Here is a 14,738-nt window from a genome sequence, read left to right as displayed (position 1 = left end):
TCAACCTCCTCGTTCTGGGCGCGTCAGCTTTCATGGAAGATCCCCGCGGCATGGCCGAAGCGCAGGAAATCCTCGATGCTGCGGGCGATGTTGTCGTCGCGGACGGTCAGGGCGGCGCGGTTATAGGCGCCGATCTCGCCACCGTTCTCGGCCCCGCGGCGCAGGGCGTCGGGCGTGCCGGGGGCCAGCAGGAAATAGTCGGGATCGGCATAGCGCAGGCCGGCGAAGACCGGCGCCGGGCCGCGGATGCAGCGATAGAGCCGGGGTGTCGGCGATCCCTCGGGCACCAGCGAAAAGCGGATGCAGCCGACCTGCCGCCGCGCGGCCGTCACCGCCGGGACCGCACCCAGAAACAGCGTGTCGGTGGTGGCGGGCAGGCCCCCGGCCGTCTCCTCCTCGGCGGTCAGGCCGCCGGTGAAGCCGTCGGTCTCGACCCGGCCGCGCAGCGTGCAGCGGGTCAGGCTGAGGACGTGGCGCAGCGCGTTCGGGGCCGCGAAGATCGCCCGCGCCGTGCCGCTGCCGGCGTCGATGATGCAATCGGCGAAGCCCGCCTCGACATCCGAGGCCAGCCGCACCGGCCCGGTCACCACCCGCTCGCAGTCCAGCGCCATGCCCGTCGCCTCGATCAGCAGCGAGACCTCGCCGGGCGAGACCGGGTCGCCCAGCCGGTCGAGCCCCAGCCCCGGCACCAGCGTGCAATCGCGCAGGACCAGCGTGCCGGGCGCATTGGCATTGCCGCGGATGCGCAGCATGCCGCCATGCAGCCGCAGCCCGTTCAGCTCGACCCGCGCAGCGCGGCCCAGGGTGATGGTCAGGGGCGCGGAAAGCCGCACGGTCGGGAAGCGGCCCTCGGCGGCGATCAGCCGCAGCACGCCGCCGTCCGGGACCGCGATGCTGGCGCCCGCGCGGTAATGCGTGCTTTGCTCCAGCAGGAAGGTGCCGGCGCTGCCGTTCTCGGCGATGCGGGTGGCGATGACCACCGAGGGCGGGATCTTCACCGCGTCCTCGACCGAACCGATCGAGGCCAGCCGGGGCTGTTCGCCGCCGCCGATCTCGCAGGGGCGGGCGAAATGGCAGGTGACGCGCACCGTGCCGCTGCGGTTCGCCCCGACCACCAGCCGGCCCAGTTCCGGGTCGATCAGGGTGCGGTCGGGCAGGGGCGCGCGGTTCCACGGCTCGGTGCCGCCGCCGGCGCGGTCGCCCAGATGGGCGGCGCGGATCTCGGCCAGCGGCACCTCGGCATTGCCGACGAAAACCCGGATCGCCCGGCCCTCGCCATAGAAGCGGCCGGGATCCTCGGCCATCAGCGCGCGGCTGATCGGGATCGGCAGGGCGGATTCGCACATCGGCTGTTCGATGGGCGGCCGGGCCTGGGCGCGGTCGAAAAGCGGCGCGTCGCAGCCCAGCGGATGGAAGCGGAAGGCGCGCCGCCCCGCCACCACCGGGTTGACCTGATGGTTGCTGATCGGCCAAGGCCGCAGCCGCCAGACATGCAGCCCGACATTGCCCAGGTTCCAGCGCCCGCCGCGCGTGTCGATGCGCCGGACCTCGACCCCGCGCGAGGCGCGCTCATAGGCCGCGCCGATCCGCGCCAGCCCCGGCTTGTCGCGGAAATCCACCGCCGCGCCCATGGCGGGATGCGTCAGGCGCATCGACTGCGCATGCACCAGCTTGCGGCCGTATTCCACCGCCAGCACCGGCAGGTTGGCGCTTTCCGAAACGGCGTGTTCCAGCGCCCGCAGCGTGCCCTTGCGCGCGCGCAGCGCCAGCGCATCGGCGACGCGGGCGCGCAGGTCCAGCCCTTCGGGAATGTCGCCCAGGCCCCGCACGCCCAGCAGATCGCCCAGATAGGGCACCACCCAGGGCGCGCAGGTCTCGATGAAGGCGTCGTCGTAAAGCCGGTCGATCTGCTCGTCCGCCACCTGCGCCTCGCGCGCGATCAGCGAGGCGAGCGTGCGCAGCGGGCCGAAATCCTGCGCCTCGCGCGGGTCGGTCGGATCGAGCCGGCCCTTGACCGCGGCGCCCTCGGCCGCGTCGCGCAGCCGCATATAGGCGGGCAGCAGGGCGAAGATGTCCTCGGTCGTCAGTCTCATGCCGCCACCTCCAGATGCAGCCGGATGGGATCCAGCGTCAGCAGCTCGGCCGCGACCGGCAGCGCCCCGGCAAGGTCGGGCCGGCCAAGCGCGGCGGTCAGGCGCGGCTGCAATCGCGGCGTGTCGCCGGTATAGAGCGCGTCAAGATCGACCCCGACGACGCCCGGCGCCGATTGCAGCGCGGCGATGACCTGCGCCTGGCTGACGCCTTGCCCCAGCTCGCGCGCGTCGAACGAGAATGCCGCCAGCACCGCCCGGCGCGCGGCGTCGATCACGTCCTCGGGCATGTGGCCGGGATCGGCGAACAGCCGCGCCGCCAGGCCGAAGCCGGTGGGGCGATAATTGCGCAGGCCGACGCGCAGGTCGGATTCGCCCGCTGCCAGCAGCGCGGCGCGCAGGTTCTGCATGTCGTCGCCGGTCTCGGGCAGGATGGCGCCGCCCTGTCCGGCGACGGTGACCAGGATCGGGCGGGCGAAGCCGTCGAAGGTCCAGTCGGCCCGCGCCTTGGCCACGGCGGCGAAGCCGCGGGCGAAATCCTCGTAATCGCGCAAGGACACGGCGCGGCCCAGCGTCAGGACGCCCATGGGCGCGTTGCGGCGCGCATCTTCCAGCCGCTCGGCATCGGCGCCGCCGGCGGGGGACAGGGGGTTCGTCACCGCCTTCAGCCCGGCGGGCTTGGTCGCCAGCAACGACAGCTGCCCGGCCTCCAGATGACCGGACAGCCCGGCGCCGCGCCGATAGACCGCTTCGACATTGCCCTGTCCGGTGGGCAGGCGGGCGCCGCGCAGCCCGTCGCCGAAGACGACATGGGCGCTGCCGTCCTCCTCGATGCGCAGCAGCCAGACCCGGTCCTGCGGCCCGGCGGCGCGGAAATCCTCCACCAGACCCCAGCGGATGCGGTTGACCCGCAGCTCGATCGCCGGGACCATGCCGCGCGCGTTGCGGGCCGAGACATGGGTCAGCGGCCCGGATTTCAGCTTGAAGCGCTGGAAGGTCCGGGTGGCGTCGCCGTCGCCCAGCACCTCGGCCACCGTCTCGCCATGCGTGGCCAGCGCCACATTGGCCGAGATGCGCACCGTGTCGCGGACATAGCGATGCGCCAGCGGCTGGGTAAAGGTCAGCAGCGAATGGTCGCCGACGATCAGGTTCTGCGCCAGCACCCGGATCTCGGCCGCCGTGACGCCGGCCAGATCGGCGCGCTCGCCGGTGATGGCCAGCACCTTGCCGGGCATCAGCTGCAGCTCGGGCGTGGCGATCTCGACCTGGTCGGCGCCAAGCGCGCCCGCGGCCTGCCCGACCGGATCGGTGATCGGCAGGTCGGCCAGCGGCAGCGGTTCGGGCAGGGCATGGGCGATGCTGCCGCGGGTGGTGAAGCCCGACAGCGCGATCAGCGCGCCGTCCGGCGCCAGCCCCTTGTCGTCCACCTCCAGCCGCGTGACCTTGGCCGCGAGGCCGTAAGCCTCGACGCCCTGGGTCTCGGCGGCATGGATGCGCAGCCAGGCCTCGTTCGCGGCATCGCGGATCAGCAGGCCCTGGCCGGCGGTGATCTCGGGATGGTCGCGGTCCAGATAGAGATAGGCGCGGTTGACCGGCGCGGTGTCGCCGGCCTCGCCGGCGGTGGCGGTGACCGCCCCCGGCGCGCCGATGCCGGAATCCGCCGGCAGCAGCTTGACCGCGGCGGTATTGCCGAAGAATCCGGCGCGGACGCGCAGCACCGCCGGGCGGATCGGCCCCTCGGCCCGGAAGTCCGAGGCCTGCACCGCCTGCCGCATCTCGCGCGCGGTCAGGCTGTGGAAATTGCTGGCCGCGGCCAGCGTCGCCACCGACCAGCCATGCCCGGCCAGCAGCGCCACCATGCTGCTGGTCGAGAACGCCAGCCCCGGCGTCCAGACGGCCTGCAGGATCGGCCGGAAGCCGTAGGGCGGCTGGCTGGCGGGATCGCTGCGCAGCGCCAGGATGCGCCGCCCGCCGATGCCGTCGCGCAGGCCCGAGACCCGGCGCAGGAACCCCGCCTGATCGCCCGCGGCGGCGGCCACCGGCACCTCGCCCCGCATCAGCAGCAGCGGATCGCCAAGCGCCAGGCGCGGCGCGTCCTGCGCCAGCTGGATCTCCTCGGCACCCGCGGCCAGGATCTGCGGCCAGGCCATCAGCGGCCGCATGGCGTTCCATTCGGCGCGCGCCAGCAGCGGCTCGACGGTCTCGAAAAGCTGCGGCAACTCGCCGTCGCGCGGGATCGAGCGCACCTGCAGGCCGGGCGGATAGTCCAGCACCGCCTCGGGCGCGTCATGGGGTTCGGCCTCGAAGACCAGATGGCACGAGGCCGCCTTGGCCGGGGCAAGCTCGTAGCCGATCAGCCTGGCATGGGCGCGGACGCTTTCGCGCCGGGTCGCGGTGCGCAGATAGGCCTCGTTCGCCTGCCGCTCGGCATAGAAGGTCAGCGTGTCCAGCGTGGCCGCCCAGGCGTCCAGCAGGCCCAGGGTGAAGTCGTCCTGGTCGCGGCTGCGCAGCTCGGACAGGCCGGGGCGGTTGCCGTCCGCCAGCCCGCGGCGCAGCGCGGCCAGGAAGGTCGGATGCGTGCCGGCGCGGGCGCGCAGCGCCGGCAGGCCGGCGCGGTTGGCGATCGGTTCCGGCGTGGGTTTGACGCTGCTCATCTGCCCCCCCTCGTCTCGATGGTCAGCCGTCCCTCGCCGGGGCGGTTCGGGTCGTTCGACAGCACCGGGATCTCGCGCGGGCCAAAGGCCAGCACGCCCTCGGCGCTGGCATCGGGCTGGCCCGAGCGGCCGAAGGCGGTGACGCGCAGGTCGGCCACCCCCGGCACATCGAGCCCGGCGCGGTAGATATGGCTTAGATAGATGCGGCTGCCGAAGGTCACGTTGTCGGGATGGAAGAAGCCCGGCCGCCCGTCCTCGGCCAGCCCGGCGGAAAAGCGCGCGGCCAGCGCCCCGGCCACCTTGTCGGCGAAGGCGTCGGCTGTGGCGCAGGCGCGGATGGCGATGGTCAGCGGCACCAGGATCGGCGCGTCCACGGTCAGGTCGTGGCCCATCATCCGGTAGGGTTCCAGATAGTCGAGCAGCATCTGCCGGAAGGGTTGATCCACCGGCAGGCCGGCCACCCGGTCCACGGTCAGGAAGATCGCCGGCCAGCCGCCCAGCCAGCGCTTGCGGGCGGTGGCGCGCTGCACCTGGGGATGGGCGTCCAGCAGCGCCTCGTAATCGGCCAGCGTCACCGCGCGCCTTTGCAGGTGGAAGCCGACCGGCGCGCGCTGGCGCACTTCCGCCACGGTCTCGCGCTCTGCGCCGCCGGTGGCGGGTAGCGGGTTGGTCACGCCCGCGACATTCGCCGCCACCGCGCCCGAGGCGGCGACCCGCGCCAGCGCCCCGGCGCCGATATTGCCGGCGCGGCCGTGGCCGACGCGATAGCTGGCGGTGAAGCCGTCACCGGGCAGCGGCGTCTTGCCGTTCAGGCTGGGCAAGGCGCCGTGCGGCTGGCCGAAGCGCAGCCGGGTGGTGCCGTCGGCCTCGACCTCGGGGACGAAGACCAGCGCATCGGCGGGCTGGCCCAGCAGGTCGGGCACCGGCAGCCAGCGGTCGGTCTCGTCGGTCGAGCGCAGGCTGATCTGCGCCACCGCCCGGGCCGGATCGACCCGCAGCAGCTCGGCGGCCGAAGCCGCGCCGTCGTCCGGCGGCACCGCGAAGCTCAGGTCGTGGCGGGCAAGGCGCGGGCGGAAGGGCCGCGGCCGGTCCAGCGCCGCCAGCGGCTTCGGCTCGTCGGGCTGGCCGGGGGCGGGCGGCTCCTCGGGGTCGGTCAGGTCGGGGGCAAGGCCCAGCGGCTCGGCCAGCGGCTGGTCGGTCGCCGGGTCGGGCAAGGTCAGGCCGTGATCGGCCAGCACGATATTGCCAAGCGCCAGCGCCATCGGCTCGCTTGCGGTTGCGCCGTGGTCCAGGTCGAAGCGCAGCGCGTCCCCGGCCCCCCAGCGGATGCGCCAGACCCGCAGCGGCTGCGCGCCGCCGCCGCCGGGCGGCGGCAGCAGCTCCAGCGGATCGGCCAGCATCTCGGGCGGCTTGGTCAGCCGCACCGCCTGGCGCGCGCCGGGATCGGCATCGGACAGCCGGCGCGTCACCGGGTCGCGGTTCTGCACCAGCACCAGCAGGTCGCCCTCGGCCAGTTGCAGGGCCTGGTCGGGGTCGCGCAGGTCGCAGAAGGTGGCGCCCCGCGCCAGCACCGCGCCGGCGTCGCCCCAGTGATGCAGGGCGATGCGGTCATGGGCGGCGCGCAGGACGGCGGGCGCCAGCGGCTCGAAGGCCACGGCGCCGGTCTCGACCGCCGGCTGCGCGGCGGCCAGCGGGATCACCGCCCCGTCTTCGGTGTCCGAGCGGGTCAGGAAGGCCAGGCCCTGATCGGGCAGGGTGAAGTCGGTCACCCCCGGCGCCAGCCGCAGCTGCGCCAGCACCCGCGCGCTGGCGCCGTTATGCATCCGGTAGCCGACCAGCCGGGCATGGCGCGCGGCCGAGACCCGCAGCCGCGCCGTCTGCAGCGCGTATTCGGTGCCGACATGGTCCAGCCGGTAGCTGAGCGCGTCGCCGATAAATGCCAGCCATTCGACCAGCGCCACGCCCAGGTCGGCCGGGTTGCGCTCGGTCCAGTCCGGCACGCTGACCGCCATGCGGTCCAGCATCAGCCGGCGATAACTGTCGTAGTCGCGCGCCAGATAGTCGATCTGCGGCGGCTCGGCCGGCCGCGCCGGCGCCGGCGGCGGGGCCGCGCAATCGCCGCTGTCGCAATGCAGCCGGAAGGCGAAGCGGATCTCGCGCAGGATCGGATCCCAGCCCGGCAGGCCATCGCGGATGCGCAGCCGGTAGGTCGAGAAATCGCCCGCCCGGTTCACCCGCAGCCGCAGCTCGCGCCCCGACGCCTCGGCCGCCAGCACGCTGACGCCGCGGATGCGGTCGCCGCCCTCGACCAGCAGGTCCGAGGGCCGCAGCGCCGGCGCGGTCGGGCGGCCGTTCGGCTGGCCGGGCAGCGGATGGACGAAGCGCAGCAGCAGCCGGGTCATGTCGCCGGCATCGACCTCGATCCCGGCGATGCCGTTCACCCGCGCGGCCGAGGCGGCAAGCCTTTCGCGCCTTTCGTCGAGGAAACTTTCCGCGCGTGCCATGGCCTAGACCTCGCGCCTGAAGGTGTCGCTGACCGTCTCGCCGGTGTCGCGCAGGACATAGGAGAGGGCGATCTCCAGCAGCCCCTCGTCGCGGCGCAGGCTCAGTTCCGAGACGGTCAGGATCTCGGACAGGTGCTTCTGGATCGCCGTCTGGATCAGGAAATCGGCGGCGGTCTCCAGCGCCTGGTTGTTGGTATCGAACAGCATCTCCAGCAGGCCCGAGCCGAAATCGGGCCGGTTCACCCGCTCGCCCGGGGCGGTGAACAAGACCGCCTCGATCAGGTCGCGGGCGTGGCGGCGGGCGTCGCCGGTGGTGGCGGTGCGGCCGGTGCCGTCGATGCGGAAGGGGGCGGAAAGATCGGTCATTGCCCTGTCACCCTGATCTGGCTTGCCACGACCTGCGGCGGGCCGGCGGGCCCGGCCGCGCCGATGCAGATGCCGCCGCTGGAAGACAGCAGCGCCGGGCTGCCCTCGATCGTCACGCGGGCCGCGGGCGTGGTCCATTGCACCTGCGTGCAGGGCATCGGATTGGTGCCCGAGGTGAAGGGACAGCCGGAAATGGTCATCATATGCGCCACCGTCACCGCCGGCTGGCCGCCCAGCTGGACGCGGGTCGAGCTGCTGCCCGGCTGCGCCTGCCCGCCATGCGGGCACAGGATCGTCGCGCCCCTGTGCAGAAGGCTGGTCATCACGTCACCTCCAATGCGCCCGAGTTCACCGTGACCTTGGGCCCCGAAAGCTCGACCTTGGCGCCGCCCGAGCTTTCCAGCGTGATGCCCTGCGCGGTGATGGTGATGCGGTTGCCCGACGGGGTCTCGATCACCAGCGGCGCCGAGGAATTCACCTCGTCCAGCGTGATCGTGGCGGCCTGGGTCTTGATGATCTTGACCATCGGCGTCTGGCCGGGGCATTCGCCCTCGCCCCAGAAGCAGCCGGACCAGATGGGGGCGTCGATATTGCCGCCCTCGAACTCGACCCAGATATTGGCGCCCACCGGCGGGATCAGGTAGAAGCCGACGCCCGAGCCGGCGAAGGGCACCGAGGGCATGGCCCAGTTCAGCGTGTTGGTGCCGTAGACGGCCGGCACCTGCACCTGCAGCCGGCCCTTTTGCAGCGGGTCGGTGTTGTTCGACACCGTGCCGCGATACTTGCCGAAATAGCCGGCGCGCGTCGTCTGTTCGTTCATGGCAGCACCATGGGCACGGTGGTTCCCGTGCCCTCCCGGTTCAGGGTGAAGGATTGCGTCCACGCGCCGCGCGAAATCTTGTGGATCACGCTTTGCACGTAATAAAGCCCGTCATGGTCCAGCCCCGCGCCGCGCATCCCGACCAGTCCGCGCGGCGACAGGATCGCGCCATAGCGCGCGGTATCCAGATCGCCCGTCACCTTGACCGTGTCGGTGGTGGCGTCGGATTGCGCCTGCGCCTCGCCCATGGCCTGCGCGGCCGAGGGCGCGCCCTGGGTCTGGAACAGGTTGGTCCGGACCGTGGCGCGGTTGGAGATCGAGGGCTGCGCGGCCAGCGGCGGCCGCAGCGCCATGGTCGAGCGCACCGGCATGGTCTGGCCGGTGGCGGGATCTTGCACCTGGCCCTGGACCTCGGCCGCCTCGCCCGCCGCGTTCTCGAAGCTCAGCCCCGAGACGTTGCTTTCCGGTCCCATGTCGGTGGTGATGGCGCGCTGCGGCAGGCCGATGCGCGGCGGCGGTCCCCAATAGCCGGTCGAGGTCAGCGGCACCGGGCCGGGGATGATGGTGAAGATGCGGTCATGCGCCGCCGCCAGATCCTTGAGATAGGCGAAATCGGTGCCGCGCTGCATCGGCACCCGCTCGGTCGGGTTCGGCCGGTCCGCGGTCATCGGCGGGATGACCATCGGCAGGATGCCATATTGCATGTAGCGCAGCAGGATCATGCTGGCGATCTCGCCCGGGCCCTGGGCCGGGTGGGTGGTCTCGCGCTCCTCGCGGTCCATGACGAAGCTCAGATCCTTGCCGCGCAGCTGCAGCCGGGCCGGGCCGGCGGATTGCGCCGGCTTGAACTCGGCCGTCTCGACGATGCCGTCGATCAGCACCACCGGCATCAGGCCCATCACCGCCGTCAGCACGATGCGCGATCCCGTCTTCAGCGCCGGCTCGGCCATGATCGGGAACACCCCCGCCAGCGCCGGGGCGCGGATGGCGTCGAAGACCAGCTCGAAGCCCGAGATCTCGCGGTCCGAGACCGCCACCTCGGCCGAGACGAAGCGCTCCATCAGCTCGGCCGGCAGCGGTCGGGGCAGGCCGGTCCCGGCCAGCAGCGTCAGGCGGACCCCGATCAGCTCCTGCAGCATGTCACGCCTCCCCCGGCTGGGTCAGGTTCAGGCGGCGGCCGGGGGTGTCGGCCAGCGCCAGCGGCTCGGGGTCGGGATTGGCGTCCATCACCCGCCAGGACTGGCGGGCGTCGCCATAGGCGCGATGCGCCACCAGGTCCAGCCGGTCGCCGTCCGCGACCGCGATGCGCGCGGCGATGCGCGGCGCGTCGGGGATGATGCGGCGGTCCAGATAGGCGATGTCGCGGCCCTGCGCGTCGGTCAGGTGCAGGACTGCGGCCTTGGCATAACGGGAATCGCGGTCGATCATGACGCCCTCACATTATCGTCACGTCCGAGCCCAGAACCGAGCCCAGCGAGTTGATGCGCCCGACCATGGCCATGGTTTCCTTGACCAGTTGGTGGCTCAGGAACATGGCATAGCCGGGATGGCTGCTTTCCAGGTCTGAATAGCTGAGCACCGCCAAGTCCATCGACACCTTGGCCCGGATCGGGTTCAGCTTCGGGTCATAGGCTTCCTCGGTGATCGACAGGCTTTTCAGCCGCACCGGCAGGATGCGGGTCTTGCCCCAGATGAAGATGGTGAAGGGGCCGCTGGCCGGCAGGATCTCGACCGTGCCCAGGCGCAGCAGCACCGCATTGGCGATGACGGTCGAGGCGGCGGGGTAAAGCAGCGTCTCCAGCTGCGCCAGGCGCGGATGCAGGCCCAGTTCCTCGGCCTCGCCCTGTTCCAGGTCGTCGCTGGCGTCCAGCACCGCCTCGACCTTGATGACCTCCTTCGGGGCGCCGGCCAGGCGGAAGCTGTCGGCGCCGCCCTCGCTTTCGGCGGCATTGGCCTCGATGGTCCTTTGCAGGCTTTCCGGGTTGATCTGGAAGGGGATCACCTCGGGCAGCGGCACCGGCGGCCGGAAGGCGACGATGGCGCCTTTCAGCAAGCGGGGCGAGCGGGAATAGCCGGACATCTAGGCGCTCCTCACCTGGTCGATCTGGGCCTGCAGCGTGGCCTCGAAATTCGGGAAATAGCCGCGGTAATCGGCCGCCAGCGCCGAGAGGTTCTCGGCCTGAGCGCCCGAGTCGAAATATTCGCCGTAAGCCGAGCCGCCTTCGGGCAGGGTCTCGCCGTTCCAGACCGTCAGCCGGAAGAAGCGGACGATGTTCTCGGCCATCTGGTGCATCTCGCTGAAATAGACCGTGCCGTCCGAGAGATCGCGGGCGACGATGCCCTCCAGCGCCTGGTCCCATATGCCATGACCGACGGTCTGCTGCTTGATCTCGGGGCTGGGGGCGCCGCCGCTGACGCGGGCATAGATGGCGCCGGGATGGCCTTGCATGATGCCGATGCGTGCGCCCTGATGCGGGCTGCCCGGCGGATACCATTCCGCGCGCCGCGCCTCGGGCAGGGCGGGTTCCGGCGTGTCCTTCCATTCCGGGTCCATGCGGTGGCCGTAAGCCTGATAGCTGATGATCACCTTCTGCGCCGGATAGGAGCCCTCGGGCGCGAAGATCAGTCGCTTGGTGGGCGTGCGGACGCGGTGCTGGAACTGGATCAGCTCGCACAGCCCGCGCAGCCGCTCGGTCCGGCCGCGCTCGACGTCCTCGGCGGCGTTGCGGACGATCTGCGCCGCGAAGCGCGAGGCGATCCATTCGTGCTGGCCGGGATCGGCGCCCCTGACCGCATCGGCCAGCCGCTGACCGTTGCGTGCCGCGCGTTTCGAGCCGGCATTGCCGGTCGGGTCGGGGCGGACGAAATGGCCCAGCGGCTTCGTCACCCCGCCCTCGCCGTTGCCGGAGGCGTTCATGGCATCGTCCTGATAATAGGTGCCCCAGCCGGTCTGCGTCATCACGCTGTCGAACTGATCGACGATCACCGTCCGGAAATAGCTGCCCGTCACCCGCTCGAAAGCGTGGTCGTAACTGTCGGTCCCGCCGCTGCACATGGCGGTCGCCGCCTCGGACAGCGGCGTCGCCAGCGCGGTCATCAGCGCCGGGTAATCCGGCCCGCCGCCGGCCAGAAGCTGGTCGGTGATCGCCAGCGTCGCGCCGCCCTCGTTCAGCCGCCGCGCCAGATGGTCGCCGAAAAACTGGCCGACCCGGGCCGGGTCGAATGCCGGTTCGGGGCCGAGGAAGGTATCGGCATTCGGCAGGCTCAGCGCCTTGGCCAGCCGCCGCGCCTCGGCCGAGACGGCCGCGTCGAAGCCGCCGCCGGTGAAGCGCCGGGCGGCGCCGGTGGCATTGGCCGGCCGCCGCCAGGGCTCGGTCGCGCTGCCGTCGCCGGACAGCATGGTGGCGAAGCCGCGCCAGTCCAGCGGCGTATAGCGCGCCACGTCCAGATTGGGCAGCACATAGCGGCGCAGGTTCTCGGACAGCGAGGGGGCCATCGCCTCGAGCTCGGGGGCGAATTTCTGGTCCAGTGGCACGATGCTGATGCCGAAGAATTCCAGCACCCGCGCCACGGCGCTTTTCGTCAGCTCGCCCTTGGCCTGCGTCTCCTGCGCCTTGGCGGCGGCCTCGGCCTGGACGGCGTCCGAGGCGCCCTCGGCCTGGGCCGCGTTCACCGCGTCCTCGGTCAGCTCGGCCTGGGCGTCCAGTTGCGCCTCCTCGGCCTTGGCGGCGGCGACCAGCGCCTCGAGCTCGGCGCGCTTGTTGGCCAGCACCACGCCGCGCCAGTTCTTCCGCGCCGCGTAATCGGTGAAGGGCTGGCCCAGCCGGCCGTCCAGCCATTGCACCAAGGGCGTCGGGTCCGAGCGGATGACGGGCCGCACCGTCTCGCCCTCGTCCTCGATCAGCAGGGTGTGGGCTTCGGAACCGGCGCGGAACGGGATCGGCGCCATGATCTGGCCGGCGGCGGGGGCCTCGGCCGGCCTGCCCTGGATGCCGAAGGCGGCCAGCACCCGGCGCATCAGCTTTTCCAGCGCCGTCTCGATCTTCAGCCGGACGGCGCGCAGCACCTCCTGCACCTTCTCGGGGATGCCCGAGACGCCGATCAGCCGCGCCAGCAGGTCCAGCACCACCGGCAGCAGCCGCGCCAGCACCTGCTCGACCCCGCGCATCGGCGGCTCCAGCGCGCCGGTGGCGATTTCCCAGATGGTGTTGATGACGGTCTGCACCACGGCGAAGATCCGCGCCAGCTGGGTGCGCAGGAACTGGATGAAGTTCCAGATCGTCATCACCAGCTTCACCAGCGCGCCGACCGGGTTGAACATGCCGGCCAGCCACATGATCGAGGCCAGCACCACCTTTTCCAGCAGGAAGGTCTTGAGCTGGTCCAGCACCATGTCGCGCAGCATCGCAAGGTCGCTGGTCAGCTGTTCCCACAGCCCCTGCCAGCCGCCGGTGATCAGCGCCCGCACATAGCTCAGCACGTATTCGATCTTCCGCACGGCGCTTTCGCCCAGCACGCGCACGGCGACGCGGCGCACGGTCTCCAAGGTCAGGCCGAGCGCCTGGCGCGCCACGTCCAGCAGACCCCAGAGGTCGAATTCCGCCGGCATGGTGATGCCGCGGCCGAGCGGGCCGGTCAGCCACAGGATGATGCCGGCGATCAGGTGGCGGCGGAAATTGTCGGCAAAGCGCCGGATGCCGCCCTTGACCGCCTCCAGCAGGTTCTGCACGAAGCCGCCGGGATCGGCGACGATCAGGTCGATGGCCTGCGCGGCGCGGGCGAAAAGCTGGAAGAAGGCGTCGGGCTGGATCCCCAGCGCCATCAGGATCGGCGACAGGATCAGCCGGGCCAGCGCCGCCCAGTCGCCCGACAGCGCCGCCTGGGCCAGCGCCAGCGCCGCGTTGACCGCCGCCTGCCAGGCCGCCAGCAGCGCGTCCAGCGCCGCCGCCAGCGCGTTCATCAGGAATTCGATACCGGCCTTCAGCGCATCGGCGATACGGTCGATGGCCGCGGTCGCCGCCGTCACCGCCGCGTCGATGGCGGCGTTCAACGCCGCGGCGATGGCGGGGAAATATTCGGCCAGCAGCCGGTTCACCAGCTCGTGCAGAAGCGCGCCGAAGGCCTCGATGACGCCCTTGATCAGCCCGGCGGCGGCGTCGATCAGCGCCAGCGCCGCCGATTTCACCGCCTCGATGATGTCGCGCACCGCGGCGCGCACCGCGTCGAAGATCGCATTGATCGCGGCGGTCAGCCGTTCGAGCTGCGCCTTGACCCAGTTGACGGCGCGGTCCCACCAGCTCTGGCTCTCGGATTCGCGCTCGGCCTCGTCGCGGCTGGTTTGCGCGCGGCTTTCGCCCTGCGCCACCTCGGCCTCGGCCTCGCGCTCGGCCTGGGCGAAATCGGCGTCGATGCGGGTCTCGGTGCGGCTGACCTCGGCCGCCACCTCGGCGCGGGCCCCGCTGCGGGCCGAAGCCGCCTCGTCCCGCAGCTCCGAGACCTGGCCGGCCTGCTGGTCCAGCGCGTCCTGCCGGGCGGACTGGATGTCGGCGCGCCGGCCGATCACCTCGTCGCGCTGGGCCTGGTCGGCCTCGGCGTTCAGCCGCGCCTGTTCCGTCTCGGCATGGGCCAGTTCGGCCTCGCGCCCGACCTCGCGACTCTGGGCGGCGGCGTCCAGATCGGCCTGCGCGCTAGCCAGCGATTCCTGCATCGCCGGGCCATGCGCGCGGTCGAACAGCGCCACCGTGGTCGCGTCCAGCGGCTGGGCGGCGAAGGCGGCGGCGCCCTCGACCGGGGGCAGGGCCGGCGCGGGCTCGGGCGCCGGGCGCGGCGGCAGGGCGAAGCCCTCGGACATCTCGCGCAGCTGCGCCTGTTCGGGGCCGGGGCCGTCGATCACGGCGCGGGCGGCCCCGGCCCCGGCCGCGGTCGCTTGCGTGCCGGCGGCGGCTTCCTGACCCTCGACGCGGGCCGGATCGGTCTCGCCGGCCAGCGGCACCAAGGGGGCCGCCCCGGCCGAGGTCGCGACCTGCCCGTCGCGGGTCTGGACCCGGTCGAAGCTGCGCTCCAGCGATTGCGGGTCGCCGGTGGTGAAGTCGCGTTCCAGCAGCGGGGCCAGGTTGGCATTGGCGGCGGCCGGGTCGGGATCCGGGGTCGGCGCCAGATCGGGCTGCGGCGCGGGTTGCGGCGTCTGGGCCTCCAGCGCCCCGGCCGTGGCGGCGGGGGCGGCGACGGGCGGGGCGGCGGAAAGCGGGACGCCCGGCGCCATCTCGGCCCGCAGTTCCGGCAGCGCGGCATCCTCGGCGGCGCG

Annotated in this window: 9 protein-coding genes and 1 pseudogene; all 10 read right to left on the bottom strand. The window is 72.3% G+C overall.

Going from position 1 to position 14,738, the window contains the following annotated elements:
* Positions 1 to 23: 23 nt before the first annotated feature.
* Positions 24 to 2,093, bottom strand: coding sequence for a phage tail protein (locus tag ACFOMP_RS17545; RefSeq protein ID WP_379032926.1), 2,070 nt, complete (start codon positions 2,091 to 2,093; stop codon positions 24 to 26).
* Positions 2,090 to 4,744, bottom strand: a complete 2,655-nt coding sequence (locus tag ACFOMP_RS17540; RefSeq protein ID WP_379032923.1) for a putative baseplate assembly protein — start codon at positions 4,742 to 4,744, stop codon at positions 2,090 to 2,092. The genes ACFOMP_RS17545 and ACFOMP_RS17540 overlap by 4 nt, the downstream gene beginning before the upstream one ends.
* The gene (locus tag ACFOMP_RS17535) at positions 4,741 to 7,248 is read right to left on the bottom strand and encodes a baseplate J/gp47 family protein (protein ID WP_379032920.1); all 2,508 of its coding nucleotides are present in this window, start codon (positions 7,246 to 7,248) and stop codon (positions 4,741 to 4,743) included. The genes ACFOMP_RS17540 and ACFOMP_RS17535 overlap by 4 nt, the downstream gene beginning before the upstream one ends.
* Positions 7,249 to 7,251: 3 nt before the next feature.
* The gene (locus ACFOMP_RS17530) at positions 7,252 to 7,614 is read right to left on the bottom strand and encodes a GPW/gp25 family protein (RefSeq protein WP_289895559.1); all 363 of its coding nucleotides are present in this window, start codon (positions 7,612 to 7,614) and stop codon (positions 7,252 to 7,254) included.
* Complete coding sequence (locus tag ACFOMP_RS17525) at positions 7,611 to 7,937, bottom strand: hypothetical protein (RefSeq protein ID WP_289895558.1); 327 nt, start codon at positions 7,935 to 7,937, stop codon at positions 7,611 to 7,613. Before ACFOMP_RS17525 ends, ACFOMP_RS17530 begins: the two co-directional genes overlap by 4 nt.
* Positions 7,937 to 8,434 (bottom strand): phage baseplate assembly protein V, encoded by a 498-nt coding sequence (locus ACFOMP_RS17520; RefSeq protein WP_019351809.1) that lies wholly within the window; start codon positions 8,432 to 8,434, stop codon positions 7,937 to 7,939. Before ACFOMP_RS17520 ends, ACFOMP_RS17525 begins: the two co-directional genes overlap by 1 nt.
* A complete protein-coding gene (locus tag ACFOMP_RS17515; protein WP_379032915.1) occupies positions 8,431 to 9,573 on the bottom strand; it encodes a hypothetical protein in 1,143 nt (380 codons plus the stop codon). Before ACFOMP_RS17515 ends, ACFOMP_RS17520 begins: the two co-directional genes overlap by 4 nt.
* A 1-nt stretch (position 9,574) precedes the next feature.
* Positions 9,575 to 9,862: a tail protein X gene (locus ACFOMP_RS17510; protein ID WP_289895556.1), complete on the bottom strand. Its 288-nt coding sequence runs from the start codon at positions 9,860 to 9,862 to the stop codon at positions 9,575 to 9,577.
* 7 nt (positions 9,863 to 9,869) lie between these two features.
* Positions 9,870 to 10,514, bottom strand: a complete 645-nt coding sequence (locus tag ACFOMP_RS17505; RefSeq protein WP_379032911.1) for a CIS tube protein — start codon at positions 10,512 to 10,514, stop codon at positions 9,870 to 9,872.
* Positions 10,515 to 14,738 (bottom strand): annotated as a pseudogene (locus ACFOMP_RS17500) (hypothetical protein); the annotation flags it as partial.

This window comes from Paracoccus simplex (assembly GCF_042648325.1).
GTDB classification, from domain to species: Bacteria; Pseudomonadota; Alphaproteobacteria; order Rhodobacterales; family Rhodobacteraceae; genus Paracoccus; species Paracoccus simplex.
The sequence above is the reverse complement of the archived record's forward strand: the minus strand, read 5'-3'. Positions and strand labels throughout refer to the sequence as shown.

What these genes read in the sequence shown, in the direction of transcription:
- ACFOMP_RS17525 (WP_289895558.1), bottom strand. Translation starts at nt 7,937, where the DNA reads ATGACCAGCCTTCTGCACAGGGGCGCGACGATCCTGTGCCCGCATGGC.
- ACFOMP_RS17515 (WP_379032915.1), bottom strand. Translation starts at nt 9,573, where the DNA reads ATGCTGCAGGAGCTGATCGGGGTCCGCCTGACGCTGCTGGCCGGGACC.
- ACFOMP_RS17540 (WP_379032923.1), bottom strand. Translation starts at nt 4,744, where the DNA reads ATGAGCAGCGTCAAACCCACGCCGGAACCGATCGCCAACCGCGCCGGC.
- ACFOMP_RS17520 (WP_019351809.1), bottom strand. Translation starts at nt 8,434, where the DNA reads ATGAACGAACAGACGACGCGCGCCGGCTATTTCGGCAAGTATCGCGGC.
- ACFOMP_RS17510 (WP_289895556.1), bottom strand. Translation starts at nt 9,862, where the DNA reads ATGATCGACCGCGATTCCCGTTATGCCAAGGCCGCAGTCCTGCACCTG.
- ACFOMP_RS17545 (WP_379032926.1), bottom strand. Translation starts at nt 2,093, where the DNA reads ATGAGACTGACGACCGAGGACATCTTCGCCCTGCTGCCCGCCTATATG.
- ACFOMP_RS17535 (WP_379032920.1), bottom strand. Translation starts at nt 7,248, where the DNA reads ATGGCACGCGCGGAAAGTTTCCTCGACGAAAGGCGCGAAAGGCTTGCC.
- ACFOMP_RS17505 (WP_379032911.1), bottom strand. Translation starts at nt 10,514, where the DNA reads ATGTCCGGCTATTCCCGCTCGCCCCGCTTGCTGAAAGGCGCCATCGTC.
- ACFOMP_RS17530 (WP_289895559.1), bottom strand. Translation starts at nt 7,614, where the DNA reads ATGACCGATCTTTCCGCCCCCTTCCGCATCGACGGCACCGGCCGCACC.